The organism is Rhizobacter sp. Root1238 (assembly GCF_001425825.1).
Lineage (GTDB): Bacteria > Pseudomonadota > Gammaproteobacteria > Burkholderiales > Burkholderiaceae_C > Rhizobacter.
Window position 1 is genome coordinate 128,021 of sequence record NZ_LMDM01000015.1, and the last position, 20,174, is coordinate 148,194.

20 protein-coding genes and 2 tRNA genes are annotated in these 20,174 nt (G+C 69.8%); 8 read left to right on the plus strand and 14 right to left on the minus strand.

What is annotated here, in order from left to right:
- Window positions 1-37 precede the first annotated feature (37 nt).
- From ASC98_RS13875 to ASC98_RS13885, 3 genes are all read right to left on the minus strand, one after another.
- A complete protein-coding gene (locus ASC98_RS13875) occupies window positions 38-409 on the minus strand; it encodes a hypothetical protein (RefSeq protein WP_056811887.1) in 372 nt (123 codons plus the stop codon).
- Between the two features lie 86 nt (window positions 410-495).
- Window positions 496-705: a hypothetical protein gene (locus ASC98_RS13880; protein WP_056811890.1), complete on the minus strand. Its 210-nt coding sequence runs from the start codon at window positions 703-705 to the stop codon at window positions 496-498.
- 111 nt (window positions 706-816) lie between these two features.
- On the minus strand, window positions 817-1,863 hold the full coding sequence (locus ASC98_RS13885) for a M14 family zinc carboxypeptidase (protein WP_056811895.1): 1,047 nt from the start codon (window positions 1,861-1,863) through the stop codon (window positions 817-819).
- Between the two features lie 115 nt (window positions 1,864-1,978).
- Between ASC98_RS13885 and ASC98_RS30370 the strand changes: the two genes are divergently transcribed.
- Window positions 1,979-2,116 carry a hypothetical protein gene (locus tag ASC98_RS30370; protein ID WP_157597697.1) on the plus strand — a complete coding sequence of 46 codons (138 nt, stop codon included), beginning with the start codon at window positions 1,979-1,981 and terminating at the stop codon, window positions 2,114-2,116.
- Window positions 2,117-2,128: 12 nt separating this feature from the next.
- On the opposite strand, the gene ASC98_RS13890 is transcribed toward ASC98_RS30370, so the two are convergent.
- A complete protein-coding gene (locus ASC98_RS13890; protein ID WP_056811898.1) occupies window positions 2,129-4,744 on the minus strand; it encodes an excinuclease ABC subunit UvrA in 2,616 nt (871 codons plus the stop codon).
- A 205-nt stretch (window positions 4,745-4,949) separates the two neighbouring features.
- Here ASC98_RS13890 and ASC98_RS13895 point away from each other — a divergent pair, with 205 nt between their 5' ends.
- The gene (locus tag ASC98_RS13895) at window positions 4,950-5,243 is read left to right on the plus strand and encodes a hypothetical protein (protein WP_056820037.1); all 294 of its coding nucleotides are present in this window, start codon (window positions 4,950-4,952) and stop codon (window positions 5,241-5,243) included.
- An 82-nt stretch (window positions 5,244-5,325) separates the two neighbouring features.
- On the opposite strand, the gene ASC98_RS13900 is transcribed toward ASC98_RS13895, so the two are convergent.
- The 7 genes from ASC98_RS13900 to ASC98_RS13930 all read right to left on the minus strand — a co-directional run bounded on the left by ASC98_RS13900 (window position 5,326) and on the right by ASC98_RS13930 (window position 9,947).
- Window positions 5,326-5,401 (minus strand) — tRNA-Lys (locus tag ASC98_RS13900).
- Between the two features lie 31 nt (window positions 5,402-5,432).
- A tRNA-Lys gene (locus tag ASC98_RS13905) sits at window positions 5,433-5,508 on the minus strand.
- 90 nt (window positions 5,509-5,598) lie between these two features.
- On the minus strand, window positions 5,599-6,426 hold the full coding sequence (locus tag ASC98_RS13910; protein ID WP_235581264.1) for a ThiF family adenylyltransferase: 828 nt from the start codon (window positions 6,424-6,426) through the stop codon (window positions 5,599-5,601).
- A 16-nt stretch (window positions 6,427-6,442) separates the two neighbouring features.
- A complete protein-coding gene (ybgF, locus tag ASC98_RS13915; protein ID WP_056811903.1) occupies window positions 6,443-7,246 on the minus strand; it encodes a tol-pal system protein YbgF in 804 nt (267 codons plus the stop codon).
- Window positions 7,247-7,261: 15 nt separating this feature from the next.
- Window positions 7,262-7,795, minus strand: a complete 534-nt coding sequence (gene pal / locus ASC98_RS13920; protein ID WP_056811906.1) for a peptidoglycan-associated lipoprotein Pal — start codon at window positions 7,793-7,795, stop codon at window positions 7,262-7,264.
- A 68-nt stretch (window positions 7,796-7,863) separates the two neighbouring features.
- On the minus strand, window positions 7,864-9,147 hold the full coding sequence (gene tolB, locus ASC98_RS13925) for a Tol-Pal system beta propeller repeat protein TolB (RefSeq protein WP_056811909.1): 1,284 nt from the start codon (window positions 9,145-9,147) through the stop codon (window positions 7,864-7,866).
- Window positions 9,148-9,161: 14 nt separating this feature from the next.
- Window positions 9,162-9,947, minus strand: a complete 786-nt coding sequence (locus ASC98_RS13930) for a glycosyltransferase family 2 protein (protein WP_056811912.1) — start codon at window positions 9,945-9,947, stop codon at window positions 9,162-9,164.
- A 72-nt stretch (window positions 9,948-10,019) separates the two neighbouring features.
- Here ASC98_RS13930 and msbA point away from each other — a divergent pair, with 72 nt between their 5' ends.
- From msbA to ASC98_RS13950, 4 genes are read left to right on the plus strand one after another with little or no spacing between them, the layout of a single operon-like run.
- A complete protein-coding gene (gene msbA / locus ASC98_RS13935) occupies window positions 10,020-11,819 on the plus strand; it encodes a lipid A export permease/ATP-binding protein MsbA (protein ID WP_056811915.1) in 1,800 nt (599 codons plus the stop codon).
- Window positions 11,816-12,637, plus strand: a complete 822-nt coding sequence (locus ASC98_RS13940; protein WP_056811918.1) for a glycosyltransferase family 2 protein — start codon at window positions 11,816-11,818, stop codon at window positions 12,635-12,637. Before msbA ends, ASC98_RS13940 begins: the two co-directional genes overlap by 4 nt.
- On the plus strand, window positions 12,634-13,515 hold the full coding sequence (locus ASC98_RS13945) for a glycosyl transferase (RefSeq protein WP_056811921.1): 882 nt from the start codon (window positions 12,634-12,636) through the stop codon (window positions 13,513-13,515). The genes ASC98_RS13940 and ASC98_RS13945 overlap by 4 nt, the downstream gene beginning before the upstream one ends.
- Window positions 13,512-14,609, plus strand: a complete 1,098-nt coding sequence (locus tag ASC98_RS13950) for a glycosyltransferase family 1 protein (protein ID WP_157597696.1) — start codon at window positions 13,512-13,514, stop codon at window positions 14,607-14,609. The genes ASC98_RS13945 and ASC98_RS13950 overlap by 4 nt, the downstream gene beginning before the upstream one ends.
- On the opposite strand, the gene ASC98_RS31080 is transcribed toward ASC98_RS13950, so the two are convergent.
- Together ASC98_RS31080 and ASC98_RS31085 are read right to left on the minus strand one after the other, a co-directional pair.
- Window positions 14,590-15,693: a glycosyltransferase family 9 protein gene (locus ASC98_RS31080; RefSeq protein ID WP_056811927.1), complete on the minus strand. Its 1,104-nt coding sequence runs from the start codon at window positions 15,691-15,693 to the stop codon at window positions 14,590-14,592. The genes ASC98_RS13950 and ASC98_RS31080 overlap by 20 nt on opposite strands.
- Window positions 15,690-16,664: a DUF5672 family protein gene (locus ASC98_RS31085; RefSeq protein ID WP_162249225.1), complete on the minus strand. Its 975-nt coding sequence runs from the start codon at window positions 16,662-16,664 to the stop codon at window positions 15,690-15,692. Before ASC98_RS31085 ends, ASC98_RS31080 begins: the two co-directional genes overlap by 4 nt.
- A 181-nt stretch (window positions 16,665-16,845) precedes the next feature.
- On the opposite strand from ASC98_RS31085, the gene ASC98_RS13965 reads away from it, so the two are divergent.
- Together ASC98_RS13965 and ASC98_RS13970 are read left to right on the plus strand one after the other, a co-directional pair.
- Window positions 16,846-17,955 (plus strand): glycoside hydrolase family 99-like domain-containing protein, encoded by a 1,110-nt coding sequence (locus ASC98_RS13965; protein ID WP_056811933.1) that lies wholly within the window; start codon window positions 16,846-16,848, stop codon window positions 17,953-17,955.
- The gene (locus ASC98_RS13970; protein WP_056811936.1) at window positions 17,952-18,662 is read left to right on the plus strand and encodes a hypothetical protein; all 711 of its coding nucleotides are present in this window, start codon (window positions 17,952-17,954) and stop codon (window positions 18,660-18,662) included. Before ASC98_RS13965 ends, ASC98_RS13970 begins: the two co-directional genes overlap by 4 nt.
- A gap of 3 nt (window positions 18,663-18,665) precedes the next feature.
- On the opposite strand, the gene rng is transcribed toward ASC98_RS13970, so the two are convergent.
- Window positions 18,666-20,171, minus strand: a complete 1,506-nt coding sequence (rng, locus tag ASC98_RS13975; protein ID WP_056811939.1) for a ribonuclease G — start codon at window positions 20,169-20,171, stop codon at window positions 18,666-18,668.
- Between the last annotated feature and the right edge of the window lie 3 nt (window positions 20,172-20,174).

Consider the following 20,174-nt stretch of genomic DNA (forward strand, 5'->3'; position numbering starts at 1 on the left):
GCCGCGGCCGGTTGCTCCGCGAGCCGCAGAGTATGGATCAGAGCCCGAAGCCAGGGCGGTGCGGGGTCGCGGGGACCGGCGTGCGCACCGGAACGTCGGCCTCGATGCCGACGTCGGCCAGGTTCTCGCGCGACGCCATCGGTGTCTCGACCGGCTCGCCGCGCAGGAACCATTCGGGCGCCCGCGCCAGCAACCAGGCGAGCGCCAGGAAGAGCCCGAAGCCGATCACCGCGAACGCCACCATCATCACCGCGTGCTCCCACGGGTCGGTCAGGAAGCCGAACCCGATGGCCGACGATGCGGCGACACCGGCTGCCCGCCAACGCCCGGTGGCGCCGAGCATCCCGCCCAGTGCCATGCCATAGCTGCACAGGAAGATCAGCGCCAGCAGCAGCTGGGGCAGTCCCATGTGGCGAAGGCTTTGGTGCAGGTCCGACATGGTTTTCAGCGTATTCGCGCCGTGTCGGTTTGCGTGTAGGAAGAAAGCTCGATATTTCAGGGCTGTAACTGACGTAGCTGCCGAGCAACAGGCGCTTTGCGCAACATCGCACGGCCGCGGTCGGTCAGCGTCAGCACGCCGTCGGTCTCGCTGAGCAGGCCTCGCACGCAGTAGGCCTGCACCAGGTCCTCGCTGATCGCATTGCCGTGCTTCTCGTACAGGAACTGCATCGCCTGGTCGAAGGCAGGAAGGTAGTTGGTGTCCATTCGGGGGGCCCGTCGTTGGCGGATGAACCCACTTTACGGACGCACACTTTGTTGCGACATCGCGCATTCGAGGGGGTTGATTTCCCCTTGCGCCGGCTTGTTGCCGTCGCGCTACGACGACGCGCCGGCGCCGTACCAGCGCTGCAGCGCGAGTTGCCCATGGCGCTCGCGCGATGCGGACGACGGCAGCCAGCGCTGCCAGCTCGCCGCGGCACGCGCGAGGAAATCGAGCAGTGCCATGTGCTGGCGCAGCACGCGCTGCTGGCGGTGCGCGATCAGCGGGTTGAAGATGCCGTGGCGCGAGAACAGCTGGCGCGGGTTCTTCTTGACCCACAGCCACGAGCCCATCTCCAGCGTCAGCGGCAGCAGCAGGCGCTGCGGCAGCGCCGACGCGCGCTGGTAGAGGTGATCCCACAGGTCGCCGTGCGCGAGGTACTGGCGGCTCTGCGGCTCGAACACATAGCGGTTGTTCGGATGCGACTGCTGGAAGATGCCGTGCAGCGCGTCCATCTCGGGCAGGTGGGCCATCGGCGCGCGGGTGTGCGCGTACGGAAACCACAGCCGGTCGCGCAGCCCGAAACCCGAGTGGCAGTCGACCGTCAGGCTGAACGGCCGCGCGAGCAGGTCTTCCTCGACCACCCGGCACAGCGCGGCGCTCTCGGGCTGCATCGGCGCGCCGGCCGGGCCGCGGTACCACGGCAACGACGCGCTGAGGCGCTGGCCGCCGAGCAGGAAGGGCACGCGGTCCCGCGCATCCACCGGCGCATTGCGCATCAGGTCGACGCCTTGCGGGTTGGCTCGCGTGCCGCGCGCGATGCCGCCCGGGTTGACGACCGGCATGAAGACCATGCGCACGCCGTCGAGCTGGCGGTGCAGCGACTCGTCCCAGCGCAGCCGCATCACCAGGCTGCGCAGGTGCGCCATCACGACCGCCGAGCCGATGCGCTCCAGCCCGTGCACGCCGCCGAAGAAACCGACCGCGGGGATGTCGGGCGCCGGGTTGCCGAGCGCCACCGCGATCACCGGCAGGCGCTGCGCCGCTGCGCCACCATCGGCACCGCCACCCGCATCGACCTCGCACAGCACGCGCGCGCTCAGGTGCGTGCCGCCCTCGTCGATCAGGCGCTGCAGTTCGATCAGTTCGGCCGGGGTTTGCAAGGCTGCGGGGGCGTCGGGGTGCGCGAGCAGGATAGCGCGCCTCGCACGCGCGGTCTGCCATCAAACCGTCATGAACGCTTGCTACGGTGCCGCATCGTCAATTCAGGAGACGCCGATGAGCGGCATCATCCGCCGGCTGCCGATGCGGCCGGGACACGCATGGCAGATCGGCGTCGCAGTCGCGAGCAGCCTGCTGTGGGGCGCGATCGAACTGGCCGCGCTGTGCCGGGCGCGCTGGAGGCGCCAGGGCTGAGCCTGCCGCGCGTCATGCACGGCCGTCGACATGGCGGGCCAGGTAGCGCGCCGTCGGGCCCGTCGATGAGCCAGCGACCTCCGAAGGCGTGCCCGTCGCGACGATGCGGCCGCCCTCCTCGCCGGCTCCGGGCCCCACGTCGATGACCCAGTCGCTCGCGGCGACGACCCGCATCTCGTGCTCGACCACCACCACGGTGTTGCCGGCATCGACCAGGCCCTGCAGTTGCGCCATCAGCCTGTCGACATCGGCGGGGTGCAGCCCGGTGGTCGGCTCGTCCAGCACATACAGCGTGTTGCCGCGCTGCGCGCGCTGCAGTTCGGTCGCGAGCTTGATGCGCTGTGCCTCGCCGCCCGACAGCTCGGTCGCCGGCTGGCCGAGCCGCAGGTAGCCGAGCCCGATGTCGCGCAACAGCTGCAGCGGCTTCAGCACCGCCGCATCGTCGGCGAAGAACGCGCACGCCTCGTCGACCGTCATCGCCAGCACCTGCGCAATGTGGCGGTCGCGCACGGTGATCTTCAGCGTGTCCGGGTTGTAGCGCGCGCCGTGGCAGGTCGGGCACGGCGCATAGACGCTCGGCATGAACAGCAGCTCGACGCTGACGAAGCCCTCGCCCTCGCAGGTGTCGCAGCGGCCCTTCGCCACGTTGAACGAGAAGCGGCCGGCGTCGTAGCGCTTCTTCTTCGCGGCCGGGCTGGCGGCGAACATCTTGCGCACGTTGTCGAACAGGCCGGTGTAGGTGGCCAGGTTGGAGCGCGGCGTGCGGCCGATCGGCCGCTGGTCGACGACGACCAGGCGCTTCAGCGCGTCGGCGCCGGCCTGCAGGCGGCCACCGGACGGCCGCAACGGGCCCTGCGGCATCGACGGGTCGGCCTCCTCTTCGACCACCGGCTCGTGGCCGAGGTGCGCGCTCACCAGCTCGACCAGCGCCTGGCTGACGAGGCTGGACTTGCCGGAGCCGGAGACGCCTGTCACCGCGGTGAAGCAGCCAAGCGGGAATTCCGCATCGACGCCGTGCAGGTTGTTGCGCGTGATGCCGCGCAGCGCCAGCCAGCCACTGGGCGAGCGCACGGTGCGGCTCGCATGGCTGGAAGACGCGGCGAACAGGTAGCGCGCCGTCTGCGACGCGGCCACCTGCCGCAGCCCGTCGGGCGGCCCGCTGTACAGCACCTCGCCACCGCGCTCGCCGGCCTCCGGCCCGACATCGATCAGCCAGTCGGCACGGCGCATCATCTCCAGGTCGTGCTCGACGACGAACAGCGTGTTGCCGGCCTGCTTCAGCTGGTCGAGCGCGCGCATCAAGGCCTCGCTGTCCGCCGGGTGCAGTCCGGCCGACGGCTCGTCGAGCACGTAGACGACACCGAACAGGTTGGAGCGGATCTGCGTCGCCAGCCGCAAGCGCTGCAACTCGCCGGGCGACAGCGTGGGCGTCGCGCGGTCGAGCGAGAGGTAGCCCAGCCCGAGTTGCTGCAGCGTGGCGATGCGCTCGCACAGGTCGTGCGCGATGCGCTGCGCGGCAATGCGCTTCTCTTCCGACAGCTCCGGCGTGCGCCGCACATCGGGCGACGCAGCATGCGCCGAGCCGCCGGCCGCAACGCGCCGCCGCGTGTCGCGACGGCCTGCATCGCGGCTGCGCGTCGCGGCATCGGCGGGCGCATCGAAGCGCCCCTGGGCGGCCGGCGCCAGCCACTGGGCCACGCGGTTCAGCGGCCATTCGCACATCGTCCCGATGTCGACGCCGGCGAAGGTCACCGACAGCGCCTGCGGCTTCAGCCGCTTGCCGTGGCAGACCGGGCAGACGGTGCCGCTCATGAAGCGCGCGACACGCTTCTTCATCAGCGCACTCTGCGTGGAGGCGAAGGTGTGCAGCACGTAGTTGCGCGCACTGGTGAAGGTGCCCTGGTAGCTCGGTTCGAGCTTGCGGCGCAACGCGGCGCGCGTCTCGGCGGGCGTGAAACCGGCGTAGACCGGCACGGTCGGCTGCTCGTCGGTGTACAGGATCCAGTCGCGCGTCTTGCGCGGCAGGTCGCGCCACGGCACGTCCACGTCGTGCCCGAGCGTGACCAGGATGTCGCGCAGGTTCTGCCCGTGCCAGGCGGGCGGCCAGGCGGCGATCGCGCGCTCGCGGATCGTCAGCGACGGGTCCGGCACCATCGCGCGCTCGGTCACATCGAAGAGATGGCCGAGCCCATGGCAATGCGGGCAGGCGCCTTGCGGCGTGTTCGGCGAGAAGTCTTCGGCATACAGCATCGGCTGCTCTGGCGGGTAGTGGCCGGCGCGCGAATACAGCAGGCGCACCAGGCTCGACAGCGTCGTCACGCTGCCCACCGACGAACGGGCGCTCGGCGTGCCGCGCTGCTGCTGCAGCGCGACCGCGGGCGGCAGGCCGTCGATCGAATCGACGTCGGGCACGCCGGCCTGGTCGATCAGCCGTCGCGCATACGGCGCCACCGATTCGAGATACCGGCGCTGCGCCTCGGCATACAGCGTGCCGAACGCGAGCGAGGACTTGCCGGATCCCGAGACGCCGGAGAACACCACCAGCGCATCGCGCGGGAGGTCGACGTCGACGTCTTTCAAGTTGTGTTCGCGCGCCCCCCGCACGCGGACCTGGCCATCGCGCTGCATCGAGTCTCCTGGAAAGGGTGGATCGGATGGTGCGGCCGCGGGCCGGCGGCACCCGTAGGACGCCGACGCAACAGTGTGTGGGCCTGCGGCGGGGCGCACGGCCTGGAAACCGTCCTACGTCCGCTTCAGGCGTTTGCCGATTCTCATCGGGTCGGCGGTCCGCCACCATCTCGCGCATCGCCCGACCGCTCACGACGCAGGCCCCATGCAGACACGCCTCTTCACTGACAACGCCGACTTCGCCGAGGCCGGCGACGGCGCCAGGTTCGTTCGCGAGTTGATGGAAAGCATTCGACGGCGAGGCCCGGACGGTGTCCGGCTGTCGTTCGGCGTGGAGGGACGGGACCGGCAGCTCTACTGCATCATCGACACCCGGAACATGGTCGAGGCGGTCGACATCCTGAGCGCGGCACGACAGCTGGGCATGGGCATCATGCCCGGGCGCAAGGAACGCGGTGTCTGGCTGCACCGCATCATCCGCTGCGCCGAGGCTGCATAAGACGAAAGCACGGAAAAGGAAATCACAGAAAAGGAAAACCCCGGAGAGTCGCATTGCTGCTGACTGTCCGGGGTTTCTGTGTTGGTGGGCCCCGACAGATTCGAACTGTCGACCAACGGATTAAGAGTCCGCTGCTCTACCAACTGAGCTAGGAGCCCTTGCTCGGGAAACCTCCCGATCAATAAAACCTGGTGGGTTGTGCAGGACTTGAACCTGCGACCAACGGATTAAAAGTCCGCTGCTCTACCGACTGAGCTAACAACCCAGCAAGCCCATGACTATAGCATCACTTGCAGGGTTATCCGTGAATGATGCTCGTGCGATGTTTGAACATCTTTGCGAGCACCGCTTCAACTCAGCGGAGCGCAGATTGTAGCCCGATTTCGATCGCTTCAGACGCCAGCACCAGTCCGAATGTTGCCGTGACGACCACGGTCGAGCCGTAGCCGTGGCAATTCAGGCTGCCGTCGCCCGGGGTGGCCGCCAGGTCGCAGGCCTCGCCGTCGGCGACCGGCATCGCGACGGCCTCGCGCGAGAACACGCAGCGCACGCCGATCGTGGCGCTGCGCGGCGCGCCATGGTGCTTGCGCAGGCGCTGCCTCAGCGAGGCAAGCAACGGGTCGTGCGTGACGTTCGCGAGGTCGTCGACCTCGACCGCCTGCGGCCGGCGCTTGCCGCCGGCGGCGCCCGCCATCACGAGCGGTGTGCGCGTCGCGATCGCCCACTGCGCCATCGCGAGCTTGGCCTGCACCTGGTCGCAGGCGTCGATCACCGCATCGACCGGGCCGGGCAGCAGCGCCGGCCAGTTGTCGGCGGCGACGAAGTCGTCGACCAGCAGCACCTCGCAGCCGGGGTGGATGTCGGCGATGCGCTCGCGCAGGGCCTCGCCCTTGGACTTGCCGAGCGTGGTGCCGGTGGCCTGCACCTGCCGGTTGATGTTCGACTCGGACACGTGGTCCATGTCGATCAGCACCAGCGTGGCAACCCCGCTGCGTGCCAGGGCCTCGGCCGTCCAGGAGCCGACGCCGCCGAGCCCGACGACCGCGACCCGCAAGGCGCGCAGCCGCCGGTAGCCGGCGTCGCCGTACAGGCGGCGCAGGCCGCCGAAACGGCGCTCCAGGTCGGGCACATCCAGATCGGCCAGAGGCAGACCGGAGACAGGCAGGTCGTTGACGGCGTTCACGGCAGCGCGCCTGTCATCACTTCATCGACGCCAACCGCTCCTTGGCCGCCTCGGCGGCTTCGGACTTCGGGTAGGTCTTCAGCAGGTCGTCCAGCGTGCGCTTCGCGCCCTTCGCGTCCTTCAGTTCGAGCTGGCAGTTGGCGATCGACAGCAGCGCCTCGGGCGCGCGCGGGCTCGCCGGCGCAACCTTCAGCAATTCGCGGAACGACGCGGTGGCTTCGCGGTATTCACGCTTGCCGTACTGCGCATTGCCGAGCCAGAACAGCGCCACGTCGTTGTAGCCGCTGGCCGGGTAGCGCTGGCGGAAGGCGACGAAGGCCGACGCCGCGCCGGGGAAGTCGCCCTTGCGCATCACCGCCATCGCATCGTCGAACTGCTTCTTCTCTTCGGGATCGACCAGGAACTCCTTGTCGTCCATCGTGACCTTCTGCGGTTCGAGCTTGCGGATGCGGTCGTCCACGCCCTGTGCGATGTCCTTCTGCCGGCGTTGCAGGTCGGACACGTCGCGCGTCAGCTGCTCGTTCTGGCCGACCAGCTTCGCCGCATCGCTGCGCATCAGCTCGATCTGCGTGTTGAGATCGAGCAGGCTGCGCTTGAGCTTGCCGATCTCTTCGAGCAGTTGCGCGTTCATCTCGGCCTGGCGCTGCGCCTGCAGCTTGTTGTTCTCCTCGAGCTTGCCGCGCAAGTCGAGGATGGCCCGGCGCGCCTCGTCGTCGTCGAACAGCCCGGCGTGCGCGGCCGGCGCCGTCACCAGGGCGAAGGCCGCCAGCAGCGGCGCCCACCACGCGCCGCCGGACCGTCCGCGAAGAATCGATTGCATTGCCAGGCCTCCGGCTTACTTGGCGTTGAATTCAGCGCGGCGGTTCTTCGCCCAGGCCGCTTCGTCGCTGCCCTGCACGGCCGGACGCTCCTTGCCGAAGCTGACGGCTTCTACCTGCGACTGCGACACGCCCAGCAGCTCCAGCGACTTCACGACCGCCTCGGCACGCTTCTGGCCGAGCGCCAGGTTGTACTCGCGGCCGCCGCGCTCGTCGGTGTGGCCTTCGACCGAGACCTTCTTCGACTTGTTGGCCGACAGGCTCTTGGCCTGCGCTTCGACCGTCGGGCGGAACTCGTCCTTCACGACGTAGCTGTCGTAGTCGAAGTAGATGACGCTGCTGGCGGGCGCCGGCGCGTTCTTCGTCAGGTCGACGCTCGCGACCTGCGACTGCGAGGTACCGGCGTTGTTGGCGCCGCTGTTCGACGCGGTGCCGCCGGTCGAACGGTTTTCGACCGGGGCCGGCTTGTCGTCGAGCTTGACGCCGGAGGCGCAGCCGGCCAGCAGGGCCGAGGTCAGAGCAGCGAGAAGGGCGAGATGTGTTGATTTCATGATGTTGAACTCCTGGTCGTGTTGTCGTCGAAAAAAATGTCGTCGGGAAAAATGCGCCGGCCGTTTTTTCAGCGGCCGTACGGGCCCCACATGGGCTCACGGACATCGGCGGCTGTCGACACCAGCTTCGCCTTGATCTTGCCGTCCAGCGTGGTGGTCATCAGCACGTCGCGCCCTTGCGCGCGCGATGCGTAGATGATCAGCCGGCCGTTCGGCGCGAAACTCGGGCTCTCGTCGTCGCTGGTGTCGCTCAGTGCCAGCGGCGTCGCGCCCGGGTTGGTCAGGTCCATCAGGTACAGCCGGAAGGCGTTGCCCTGGCGGGAAATGTAGGCGAGGTTGCGGCCGTCCGGGCTGAGCGACGGGCTGATGTTGTAGCTGCCCGAGAAGGTGACGCGCTCGACCGCGCCGCCGCCGAGCGGCGTGCGGTACACCTGCGGGCCGCCGCCGCGGTCGCTGACGAAGTACAGCGTGCGGCCGTCCGGCGTGAACACCGGTTCGGTGTCGATCGCCTGGCTGGTCGTGATGCGCTTCGGCTCGCCGCCGTTGCGTGGCATCAGGTAGAGCTGCGAGATGCCGTCGCGGCTCAGCGTGAGGGCCAGCGACTGGGAGTCGGGCGACCAGGCCGGCGCGCTGTTCGAGCCGCGGAAGTTGGCGATCACGCGGCGCTCGCCGGTGGCGACGCTCTGCACGTAGACGATGGCCTTCTGCTTCTCGAACGACACGTAGGCCAGTTCCTGGCCGTTCGGCGCCCAGGCCGGCGAGATGATCGGCTCGGGGCTGTTCAGCGCGACCTGGCCACCCTCGCCATCGGCGTCGGCGATGCGCAGCGCATAGCGGCTGCCGGTGCGGGTGACGTAGGCGATGCGGGTCGAGAACACGCCCTTGTCGCCGGTCAGCTTCTCGTAGACGTAGTCGGCGATGCGGTGGGCGGCCAGGCGCAGGTCGGCCGGCTGCACCGCATTGCTCTGGCCGCCGAGCTCCTGGCCCTTGACGATGTCCCAGAGCTTGAAACGCACGTCGAAGCGGCCGTCGGCCAGCCGGGTGACCGAGCCGGCGACCAGCGCGTCGGCGCCGCGGGTGCGCCATTCGCCCATCACCGGCTGCGCGGTCTCGTCGATCGCGACGCTGGTGTCGATGCCGCGGAACACGCCGGCGCGCTCCAGGTCGGCGCGGATGATGGCCGACAGCGCCTGCGTGGTCTTGTCTTCGTCGCGGAACTTCGCGATCGCGATCGGCACCTGCGTGGCGCCGACCCCGGCGATCTCCACGCGGAACTGCGCCAGCGCAGGGGTGAAGGCCGGCGCGCACAAGGCCAGTCCGGAGGCAGCGGAGAAATGACGTCGGTTCAGCATCCAGTGTCCTGATCTCAAATTGTGGTCTTGGTTCCGGCGGCGTCCACGAACGCCATTTTCAGGTATCGGTAATAGGTGCCTTCGGCGTTGTAGACCGCCAGCACGAACCCCAGCCGCCCGTCCAGGAAGCCCCGCCGCAGCAGGTAGGCCCTGAAGAACGCCCAGGCACCATGGGCAAGCGCCGTACCCAGGCCGCCGGCGCGGCCGGCCCGCACCTTGTCGACGGCGCGCCCGCTGCTGTAGCGGTTCATCTTGTCCAGCGCGTCGTGCAGCGTCGGCATGGTCTCGTGCAGCAGGTCGCCGGGAAGGCGCCCCACCGGCCCCTGCACGTCGAGCCGCTCGTGCACCAGGTCGTCGGTGAAGCGGGCACGTCCGCGCAGGAAGAGCCGGGTGACCCGGTCAGGGTACCAGTCGCCATGGCGCATCCACTGTCCGCAGAAACGAGAAAGGCGTGACAACTGGTAGCCGGCGGGGCTGCCGGCGTCGCCGGCGCCGGGCGCCACCGCCGCCCGGATCGCTGCCGCCAGCGGCTCGCTGACCCGCTCGTCGGCGTCCAGGCTCAGCACCCAGCGACCTTGCGCCAGGTCGAGCGCCCGGTTCTTCTGCCGGCCGAAGCCGGGCCAGTCGTCGCTGCGGGTCACGCGGGCGCCGAGCGCGGCGGCCTGCTCGCGGGTGTCGTCGGTGCTGCCGGAGTCGACGACGATCCACTCGTCGGCGAACGCGACGCTCTTCAGGCAGTCCGCGATCTGGTGGCCTTCGTTGTGCGTGATGACGATGACCGACAGGTTCGGAGCGGACATGGAAGGCGAAAGGTGCGTGCAGCGGAGGTGCGCGGATTGTAGGCAGTGCCGGCGAACGATAATGCGCCCGGAATGAGCACCCCCACCCTGCCCCCGGCCCTGCCACTGCGATCCCGCCTGAAGCGCCTGGCGCCCTATTTCGCCGACAGCGGCAAGGGCTTCGTCCTGATGATCGTCGGCTCGATCATCGGCGCGCTGACCGAACCGGTGATCCCGGCGCTGATGAAGCCGCTGCTCGACAAGGGCTTCACCGCCGACGGCATTCCGCTGTGGACGGTGCCGGTGGCGATCATCGGGCTGTTCTTCATCCGCGGCGTCGCCGGGCTGGTCGCCCAGTACGGGCTCGCCTGGTCGGCCAACCGCGGCACGCTGGCGCTGCGCACCGCGATGTTCCAGCGCCTGATGACGGTGCAGCCGACCCTCTTCAGCCACAGCACCGCCAGCAGCCTGACCAACACGCTCACCTACGAGGTGCAGGGCGGCGCCGGCCTGCTGGTCGGCTCGGTGATGACGCTGGTGCGCGATTCGGCCACGCTGGTCGCGCTGCTGGCCTACCTGCTGTGGGTGAACTGGCAGCTGACGCTGTTCGTCGGCGTGCTGGTGCCGGCGGTCGCCTTCGTGATGCGCGTCCTCAGCAAGCGGCTGCACCGCCTGACGGTCGAGGGCCAGCAGGCCACCGACCAGCTCGCCTACGTGGTCGAGGAAAACGTGCTGGCCTGGCGCATCGTGCGCCTGCACGGCGCCGAGGCCGGCCAGGCCGGGCGCTTCCGCGCGCTCAGCGACACGCTGCGCCGGCTGTCGATCAAGTCGACGATGGCCGCCGCGACGATGACGCCGGTGACCCAGATGATCGCCGCCTGCGGCCTGTCGGCGGTGATCGTCGCGGCGCTGTGGCAGAGCACCCACTCCGGCAGCACCGCGGGCAGCTTCGCGGCCTTCATCACCAGCATGCTGATGCTGCTGGCGCCGATCAAGCACCTGTCGGAGGTGGCCGGGCCGATCACGCGCGGGCTGGCGGCGCTGGAGCGCGGCGTCGCGCTGATCACCGACGCACCGGTCGAGCAAGGCGGCAGCCACGACCCGGGACGCGCCCAGGGCCGCATCGAGATGCGCCACGTCGGCCTGCGCTACAAGACCGACCAGGCGCCGGCGCTGGTCGACGTGAACCTGCGGCTGGACATCGGCGAGACGGTCGCGCTGGTCGGGCCGTCGGGCGCCGGCAAGACGACGCTGGTGAACCTGCTGCCGCGCTTCCTGGAGCCGAGCGACGGCGAGCTGCTGCTCGACGACCGGCCGCTGCGCGAGTGGGACATGGTCGCGCTGCGGCGCCAGTTCGCGCTGGTGAGCCAGGACGTGGTGCTGTTCAACGACACCGTCGCGGCCAACGTCGCGCTCGGCGACACCGGCCCCGACGAAGCGCGCACCATCGACACCGCCCGCGTGCGCGAAGCCCTGCGCGGGGCCAACCTGCTGAAGTTCGTCGACGAGATGCCGCAGGGGCTGGACACGATGATCGGCCACAACGGCAACCAGCTGTCGGGCGGCCAGCGGCAGCGCCTCGCGATCGCCCGCGCGATCTACAAGGACGCGCCGATCCTGATCCTCGACGAAGCCACCTCGGCGCTCGATTCCGAATCCGAGCGCCTGGTGCAGGAGGCCCTCGACCGGCTGATGAAGGGCCGCACCAGCCTCGTGATCGCGCACCGGCTGTCGACCATCAAGGCCGCCGACCGCGTGCTGGTGCTCGAGGGCGGCCGCGTCGTCGAGCAAGGCACGCACGCCGAGCTGATCGCCCAGGGCGGGCTGTTCGCGCACCTGCATTCGCTGCAATTCCGGACCCCCCACGCCGCGCCACCGGAGACCCGAGGATGACCCGACTGAGCATCATCACCGCCGTGCACAACCAGCTGGAGATGAACCGCTGGTTCGTCGAGCACCTGCAGCGCTGCACGCGGCTGCCGTCGGAGCTGATCATCATCGACAACGCGTCGACCGACGGCTCGGCCGAGTTCTTCGAATCGGTCGGCGCCAAGGTGATCCGCAATGCGCAGAACTTCTCCTACCCGTACACGCAGAACCAGGGGATCGCGGCGGCGCAGGGCGACTGGCTCGCGTTCCTGAACAACGACATCGTCGTGCCGCCGGCCTGGGACAGCCGCCTCATCGCCAACGCCGAACTGCACGGGCTGGACGCGCTGACGGTCTGCGGCATCGAGCGCATCGAGACGCCCGAGGCGACGCACGCGCTGCGCCGGCGCTGGAAGCGCGCGTCGCTGCCGGTGCGTTTCTTCGGCGCGAAGCAGCCGTGGCTCGGCCTGTCGCACCGCTGGATGTATGGCGACTGGGAGCGCTTCTGCCGCGAGCGCGCCGAGCAGTTCGAAGGCCTGGTGATCGAAGGCTACGTCGGCAATTCGGTGCTGATGAACCGGCGCGCGATCGACCGCATCGGGCTGTGGGACGAGCGCATCCAGGCCGCCGATGCCGACCTGTTCCTGCGCGCCAAGAAGCGCGCGGTCGAGGTCGGCGACATCCGCCCGCTGCACATCGCGCTCGACGTGTTCGTGCACCACTACATCCGCGTGACCTTGCGGTCCCGCCCGCCGGCCTTCGCGGACGCCACGCGCCTGATCCCGATCGACAGGAAGTGGAGTGCGGCCGAACTGGCACGCCTGTCGGCGGACGCTTCATGACGGCTGCTGCGGTGGCATCCATCAGCGGCTTCACCTTCCTGCGCAACGGCGTCAGGCTGGGCTTTCCGTTCGAGGCCTCGGTGCGCTCGCTGCTGCCGCTGGTCGACGAGTTCGTGATCGCGGTCGGCCGCGGCGAGGACGACACCCGCGAGCGGCTGCTGGCGATCGGCGACCCGAAGATCCGGCTGATCGACACCGTGTGGAACGAGCGCATGGAGTCGCGCGGCTTCGTCTACGCGCAGCAGAAGATGATCGCGCAGTACGCCTGCACCGGCGACTGGGCCTTCTACCTCGAGGGCGACGAGGTGCTGCACGAGGCCGAGCTGGCGGCGATCCGCGCGTCGGTCGAGCGCCACCATGCCGACCGGCGCATCGAGGCGCTGGTGTTCGACTACCTGCACTTCTACGGCTCGCCGCACTGGCTGGCGACCAGCCCCGCCTGGTACCGGCGCGAATGCCGGCTGATCCGCAACACGATCCGCAGCTATGCGCCCGACGGCCAGTTCTGGGTCGTGATGGACAAGCACCGCCGCGGCCGCCACCCGAACGCGGCGCTGGCCAACGCGCACATCTACCACTACGGCCATGTGCGGCGCACCGACTACATGCAGGCCAAGCTCGACCAGGTGAGCAAGTACTGGTCGCACGGCGCGCCGAAGGTGCACTACGGCAACATCGATCCGCAGTCGCTGGTGCCGTACACCGGCACGCACCCGGCGCTGATGGCCGACTGGCTGCGCGACGAGGCCGAGCAGCACTTCGCGCCCGACCCGGCGCACGTGCTGACGGGCCGCGAGCGCAAGCACCGGTGGTCGATGCGCGTCGAGCGGCTGCTGGGGGTCGACCTGAGCCGCAAGCACTACCGACTGGTGGCATGACGCCCCCTCGACACCGCATCGGCATCAGCCTCGGCATGATCGATTCGCTGAGCGACGGGCTCGGCGAGTTCTCGACCCAGGTCTGCGAGCACGTTGCGCGCGTGGCACCCGCATGGCGCGAGCAGCACGGCGTGCAGTTCCACCTGCACATGCCGGCGCGCTGGCACGGCCGCTTCGGCGACCAGGTCGGCTACCTGTCCACCCGCAAGCTGCAGGGCTACTGGCACTGGCAGGGACTGAAGCGCTTCGACGTCTGGCACGGGCTGAACCAGCTCGGCCGCATCGTCCCGCCGCTCGGCACGCGGCAGGCGCTGCTGACCATCCACGACCTGAACCCGGTCTACCACGACGCCGAACCGGCCGCCCGCAAGGCGCTCGACAAGCTGCGCCGCCGGCTGCGCCATTTCGACGAGGTGACGACGCTGACGCACCATGTCGAGGGCGACATCCGCCGCCACCTCGGCTGGACCGGCCCGATCAGCGTGATCCCGAACGGCGCGCGCGACCTGAACGCCCATGCGCAGGACGCGGTACCCGGCATCGTGCCGGGCCGCTACCTGCTGCACCTGAGCCGCATGGCGAAGTCGAAGAACCCGCAGAGCCTGGTCGACATGGCCGCGCTGTGGCCGCAGCAGGCGCTGGTGCTCGCCGGGCCGCGCACCGGCGACTCCGACCGGCTCGCGGCGCAGGTGCGCGAGCGCGGGCTCGCGAACGTGACGGTGGTGCAGGAGGTCAGCGACGCGCAGAAGACCTGGCTGTACGCGCACTGCCAGGCCTTCGTGTTCCCGTCGCTGACCGAAGGCTTCGGGCTGCCGCCGCTCGAGGCGATGCACTTCGGCAAGCCGGTGTTCCTGTCGCGGCTGACCAGCCTGCCGGAGGTCGGCGGCCCGCATGCCGGCTACTTCGACAGTTTCGAGCCGGCGGCGATGCGCCGCACCATCGAGACCGAAACACCGCGCCTGCTGCGCGAGGGGCTGGCGATCCGCGCCCATGCGGCGCAGTTCCGCTGGGACCGCGCGGCCGAGGCCTATCTCGCGATCTACCGCCGCCTGCTGGGGCCCGTCGACACGGCCGTCAGCGCGGCGCCGCGTTGAGGCAGGCCAGCGCCGCGGCGAGCACCGCGTCGGGATCGATGTCGTCGACCTGCCGCGCACCGTGCAGCGAGGTCGTCCGGTTGGCCGACGTGACCCGGTAGGCCGGCAGGATCTCGCCGGCGAACAGCGCGACCACCGGCGTGTCGGTGGTGTGGGCCACATGCAGCAGGCCACCGTCGGCGCACAGCGCGAGCGCGCAGCGGCCGATCAGCTCGTGCACCTCGGGGAGGCTGTGGCGGCCGACGCGGTCGATCAGCGGCAGGCCGATCTCGGCGGCGACGATCGCGTCGCGCATCGCGAGGCCGTTGTCGGCACCGACCAGCACCACGCGCGGCACCCGGCCGGTCGCGGCCAGCCCGCGCAGCACGTCGATCCAGCGGGTGTAGGTGCGCCAGTCGCGCACGCCGCCGAGCGCGACCGCGATCGCGCCCGGCGGGATCGCCAGCGCGGCGATCGCGGCATGCGCGGCGTGCGACGCCTGCATCGTCGGGCGAGCCACCGCCTCGAGCGCCGCGCCCGGCAAGCCCATCAACTGGGCCAGCCGGTAGAAGCCGAACAGCGTGCGGTTGAATTCCGGGCCGGTGTAGCAGCCTTGCACGTGCACGAACGGCACGCGGCGGAAGTGCCGCAGCTTGTCGCGCACCGAGCGCGACGACATGCTGTGCAGCATCACCAGGTCGTAGCCGTCGGCGGGCAGCTCGCGGGCCGACGAGGCCACCGTCGAGAACACCGCATCGCTGCGGTACAGCGGCAGCAGGTGGGCATCGGTCAGCAGGTCGAGCCGCGCGACGCGCCCTTGCAGCAGCACCCGCGCCGCCAGGTCCATCAGCGAATCGCCGACCTGCGGCGTGCCCTGGTGGATCCACAGGATGCGGCGGTGCTGCGCCGGGTCGATGTGCTGCCGCAGCAGCGCGCCTTGCCCGCGCAGCGCGAGGTTCAGCTCGCGCAGCGCACGGCGGCGGGCCACCTGCCAGGGCGACGCGCGCGCCGCGTAGTCCGTCGCATTGGAGGGCAGCGCCTGCGGGAACGGCGGCGTCCATGTCGCGCCCGCATAGCGCGCGAGCAGGCCCGGCGCGGCCGTCATCGGGCCTGCACTGCCGCGCGCAGTGCGTTGAATTGCAGGCGCAGCCACAGCTTCGGCTCGCCGAAGCGCCGGCCCGAGGCCGCGCGCCGGCGCGCCAGCAGCCGGGCGGCGGCCGCATGCGGGCCGTGGCGGATCAGCGCCTTCAGCATGCCGAGCGCCTGCGGCGACAGGCTGGCCGGGTCGTCGAACTCGTCGATCGCCCGCAGCACCAGCCGCTCGAAGGCCGCCAGCGCCGGCTGCATCGCCGGATCGCGCCGTGCGCCGCGCACCAGTTCGCGCAGCAGGCTGCCGAAGTAGTGCGCCCGCAGCGCGCGGGTCGGCAGCGATTCGACGAAGGCCAGCACCTCGCCGGGCGGCAGCAGGGCCGGCAGGTGGTACGGCCCGTGGAAGCCGAACACCCCGGCCGACAGCGCGCCGTCCTCGACCGCGAAGCGTTCGGCCATCTCGAGCGGCGCGAAGCGCAGCCCGCGGGCCTCGAGCGCCGCCCGCTGCGTCTTGCAGATGTAGATGTCTTCCGGATGGGCCGGCACGAACGCCGGATCCTGCAGCGCCTGCAGCAGGCGCGCGGAGCGCAGCGAGAAGCCGCCGTTGCCGACCTTCCACGGCTGCGGGATGTGGTTCCACGGCGCGCCGATGTAGTCGACCGACAGGAACTCGTCGCGCCAGGCCGACGGGTTCAGCACGTAGCCGTCCCACTGCACGACCAGCAGGTGGCTGGTGCGCAGGTGCGGCGCGAGGCCCTTGATCATGAAATCGGAGTAGGCCTCGATGCCGTCCAGCGGCGCGATCTCGACCCAGCGCAGGCCGTCGGGCAGCGGCTGGCCGGCCAACGAAGCGCGGTCCGTGCACACGAAGGCATCGCCGAACGACACCTGGGCCAGGCAATGCCGCAAGGCTTTCAACGACCAGTCGAGTCGCGGGGTGGAGTCGACGCAGCAGAGGGTCACCTGCGGGAGGCTCAAGGAGGTCATGTCGGCGCCGTCGTGGAAGACTCGGTGAAATCAGGGGCTGCAACGGATTGTCAGCGGATTGTCGTGCAGCGGCACCGCCGAGCTGATCGCAAGAATCGGTACGGCTGCATGTAAGAAGCGGTACGGCGCAGGCCCTAGACTTCGACATTCGAAGAAACAAAGCCGATTCCGCTGTCATCCGATGACCGACCCGAAGATCATTGCCTTCCACCTGCCGCAATTCCACGAGATCGAAGAGAACAACCGCTGGTGGGGCCAGGGCTTCACCGAATGGACCAACGTCAGGCGGGCGACGCCGCTGTACCGCGGCCACCGGCAGCCGCGGGTGCCCGCCGGCGACCGCTACTACGACCTGATGCAGCGCGAGACGCGCGATTGGCAGGCCGACCTGGCGCGCCGCCACGGGGTCCACGGCTTCTGCTACTACCACTACTGGTTCAACGGCAAGCAGCTGCTGGAACGCCCGATCGAGGCCTTGCTCGACGACCGCGCGCCGGATTTTCCGTTCTGCCTCGCCTGGGCCAACGAGCCGTGGACGCGGGCCTGGGACGGCGGCGAGCGCGACGTGCTGATGCCGCAGTCTTATGGCGACGAGGCCGACTGGGACCTGCATTTCGCCAGCCTGCTGCGCAGCTTCCGCGACCCGCGCTACATCCGCGTCGACGGCCGGCCGATGCTGCTGATCTACCGCTGCGAGAGCATCCCGACCTTCGAACCGATGCTGGCGCGCTGGCGTGCGCTGGCGGCCGAGGCCGGCTTGCCGGGATTGCACATCGTCGCGATGCAGACGGCCTACGTGGCCGGCGCCCGGAGCCGGCTGGCCGATGCCCGGGTCCAGTTCGAACCGATGTACACGCTGAAGCACGACCAGCCGCGCTGGTACCGCATGCGCCAGCGCATCTCGCGGCAGGTCGCGAAGCTGGGCCACTGGCTGTCGCCCGATGCGCGCTCGCACCGCCTCGACAGCCACGACTACGGCCGCCTGTGGCAGCTGATCCGGCGCCGTCCGCTGGCCGCAGGCACCTACCCGGGCGCGTTCGCCGACTGGGACAACAGCGCCCGGCGCGGCGCGAACGGCCTGGTGCTGCGCAACTTCAGCCTGCGCACCTTCCGCCGCGGCCTGGCCACGCAACTGAAGAAGGCGCGCACCCACGGTGCACCGTTCGTGTTCTTCAATGCGTGGAACGAATGGGCCGAGGGCACCTACCTCGAGCCCGATACTCAGCACGGCATGCAGTTGCTCGACATCGTTGCCGAACTCACCCACACGCCACCCGGGAACACGCCATGACGAATGCCACCGCCGCCCTGCCGACCCTGCCCGGCGGCCTGCCGGACACGCACCTCGACCTGGGTTGCGGCAAGTTCCCGCGCAATCCCTACCGACAGCAACGGCTGTTCGGCGTCGACATCCGGCCGCTGCCGCCGACGCCCGGTTTCGAATCGCGGGTCGCGAACCTGGCGCTCGACCCGATTCCGTACCCCGATGGCATGTTCGGCTCGGTCTCGGCCTTCGACTTCATCGAGCACATTCCGCGCGTGCTGGCCGTGCCCGACGAGCGCCGCACCGTCCTGCCGTTCATCGCGCTGATGAACGAGATCTGGCGCGTGACCGCGCCGGGCGGGCGGCTGTATGCGGTGACGCCGGCCTACCCGCAGCCCGAGGCCTTCCAGGACCCGACGCACGTCAACATCATCACCGACCGCACGCACGAGTACTTCTGCGGCGAGACGCCGTTCGGCCGCATCTACGGCTTCGAGGGGCGCTTCCGGCTGCTGCGTGCGCACTGGGTGCGGCACCACAACCTGGACTTCACCGGGCCGGAGAAAGCCGCCGAGCGCGAGGCGCTGGAGCGCCAGCGCCGCAAGCGCCGCGAGCCGCTGCGCTGGATCGCCTACACGCTGCGCGACACCGTGCGGCTGCTGCGCGGCAAGGACCACGGGATCAATGAGCACCGCAAGGCCCACCTGCTGTGGGAGTTCGAGGCGGTGAAGTAGACCTTACATCAGCACGATGTCGTAGGCCTCCGGCGAGCCCGCCGCCTCGGCCTGCAGCGAGATCGGCTTGCCGATGAAATCGCTCAGGCCGGCCAGGTGCTGGCTCTCTTCGTCGAGCAGCATCTCGACCACCGCCGGCGCCGCGATCACGCGGAACTCCTTCGGGTCGAACTGCCGCGCCTCGCGCAGGATCTCGCGCAGGATGTCGTAGCAGACGCTGCGCGGCGTCTTCACCTGGCCCTTGCCGCCGCAGGTGGGGCACGGCTCGCACAGCATGTGCGCGAGCGATTCGCGGGTGCGCTTGCGCGTCATTTCCACCAGACCGAGCTGCGTGAAGCCGCTCACCGTGATCTTGGTGCGGTCGCGCGCCAGCTGCTTGCGCAGCTCGCCGAGCACCGTGCCCTGGTGCTCGTCGCGCGCCATGTCGATGAAGTCGATGATGATGATGCCGCCGAGGTTGCGCAGCCGCAGCTGGCGCGCAATGGCCTGCGCGGCCTCGAGGTTGGTCTTGAAGATCGTGTCGTCGAAGTTGCGCGCGCCGACATAGCCGCCGGTGTTCACGTCGATCGTCGTCAGCGCCTCGGTCTGGTCGATGATCAGGTAGCCGCCCGACTTCAGGTCGACGCGCCGCGCCAGCGCCCGCGCGATCTCCTCGTCGATGTTGTACAGGTCGAAGATCGGCCGTTCGCCCTTGTAGTGCTGCAGCTTGCCGACCGAGCCCGGCGTGTACTCGCCGCCGAACGCGAGCAGTTGCTCGAACTGCATCAGCGAATCGATGCGGATGGACTGCGTCGCGTCGTTCACCAGGTCGCGCAGCACGCGCTCGACCAGGCTCAGGTCCTGGTGCAGCAGCGTGCCGGGCGGCGACTTGAAACTGCGTTCGCGGATCGCGCCCCAGGTCTTGCGCAGGTAGGCGATGTCGTCGGCCAGTTCGACGTCGGTCGCGTCCTCGGCGTTGGTGCGCAGGATGAAGCCGCCGCCGGCATACGGCGTGGCCGGCGGCTGCCCGCCTTCGGTCTTGCCGGTCAGCTCGTTCATCCGCGTGCGCAGCTGGTCTCGCAGCTCGTGCGAGCCGATCTTCTGCGAGATGCCGAGGTGATCGTCCTGCGGCAGGAACACCAGCATGCGCCCGGCAATGCTGATCTGCGTGGACAGCCGCGCGCCCTTGGTGCCGATCGGGTCCTTGATGACCTGCACGGTCAGCGTCTGGCCTTCGAACACCAGCCGCTCGATCGGCAGCGGCGGCGCGGCACCCGGCGCGTGGTCGTTGCGCGGGCTGCCGCCGGCCACGTGCACGTCGGCCACGTGCAGGAAGGCCGCGCGTTCGAGGCCGATGTCGATGAAGGCCGACTGCATGCCGGGCAGCACGCGGGCGACGCGGCCGGCGTAGATGTTGCCGACGAGGCCGCGTTCGAGCGTGCGTTCGAGGTGGAGTTCCTGCACCGCGCCGTTCTCGACGACCGCGACACGGGTCTCCTGGGGTGCCCAGTTGATGAGGATGTCTTGCATGGG

Bases quoted from the DNA above. Each gene is read 5' to 3' on its own strand.
- ASC98_RS13890 (WP_056811898.1), bottom strand. From the start codon at position 4,744: ATGCAGCGCGATGGCCAGGTCCGCGTGCGGGGGGCGCGCGAACACAAC.
- ASC98_RS13875 (WP_056811887.1), bottom strand. From the start codon at position 409: ATGGGACTGCCCCAGCTGCTGCTGGCGCTGATCTTCCTGTGCAGCTAT.
- ybgF (WP_056811903.1), bottom strand. From the start codon at position 7,246: ATGCAATCGATTCTTCGCGGACGGTCCGGCGGCGCGTGGTGGGCGCCG.
- ASC98_RS13930 (WP_056811912.1), bottom strand. From the start codon at position 9,947: ATGTCCGCTCCGAACCTGTCGGTCATCGTCATCACGCACAACGAAGGC.
- ASC98_RS13945 (WP_056811921.1), top strand. From the start codon at position 12,634: ATGACGGCTGCTGCGGTGGCATCCATCAGCGGCTTCACCTTCCTGCGC.
- tolB (WP_056811909.1), bottom strand. From the start codon at position 9,147: ATGCTGAACCGACGTCATTTCTCCGCTGCCTCCGGACTGGCCTTGTGC.
- ASC98_RS13950 (WP_157597696.1), top strand. From the start codon at position 13,512: ATGACGCCCCCTCGACACCGCATCGGCATCAGCCTCGGCATGATCGAT.
- ASC98_RS13970 (WP_056811936.1), top strand. From the start codon at position 17,952: ATGACGAATGCCACCGCCGCCCTGCCGACCCTGCCCGGCGGCCTGCCG.
- ASC98_RS31085 (WP_162249225.1), bottom strand. From the start codon at position 16,664: ATGACCTCCTTGAGCCTCCCGCAGGTGACCCTCTGCTGCGTCGACTCC.
- rng (WP_056811939.1), bottom strand. From the start codon at position 20,171: ATGCAAGACATCCTCATCAACTGGGCACCCCAGGAGACCCGTGTCGCG.
- ASC98_RS13895 (WP_056820037.1), top strand. From the start codon at position 4,950: ATGCAGACACGCCTCTTCACTGACAACGCCGACTTCGCCGAGGCCGGC.
- ASC98_RS13940 (WP_056811918.1), top strand. From the start codon at position 11,816: ATGACCCGACTGAGCATCATCACCGCCGTGCACAACCAGCTGGAGATG.
- ASC98_RS30370 (WP_157597697.1), top strand. From the start codon at position 1,979: ATGAGCGGCATCATCCGCCGGCTGCCGATGCGGCCGGGACACGCATGG.
- ASC98_RS13965 (WP_056811933.1), top strand. From the start codon at position 16,846: ATGACCGACCCGAAGATCATTGCCTTCCACCTGCCGCAATTCCACGAG.
- pal (WP_056811906.1), bottom strand. From the start codon at position 7,795: ATGAAATCAACACATCTCGCCCTTCTCGCTGCTCTGACCTCGGCCCTG.
- ASC98_RS31080 (WP_056811927.1), bottom strand. From the start codon at position 15,693: ATGACGGCCGCGCCGGGCCTGCTCGCGCGCTATGCGGGCGCGACATGG.
- ASC98_RS13880 (WP_056811890.1), bottom strand. From the start codon at position 705: ATGGACACCAACTACCTTCCTGCCTTCGACCAGGCGATGCAGTTCCTG.
- msbA (WP_056811915.1), top strand. From the start codon at position 10,020: ATGAGCACCCCCACCCTGCCCCCGGCCCTGCCACTGCGATCCCGCCTG.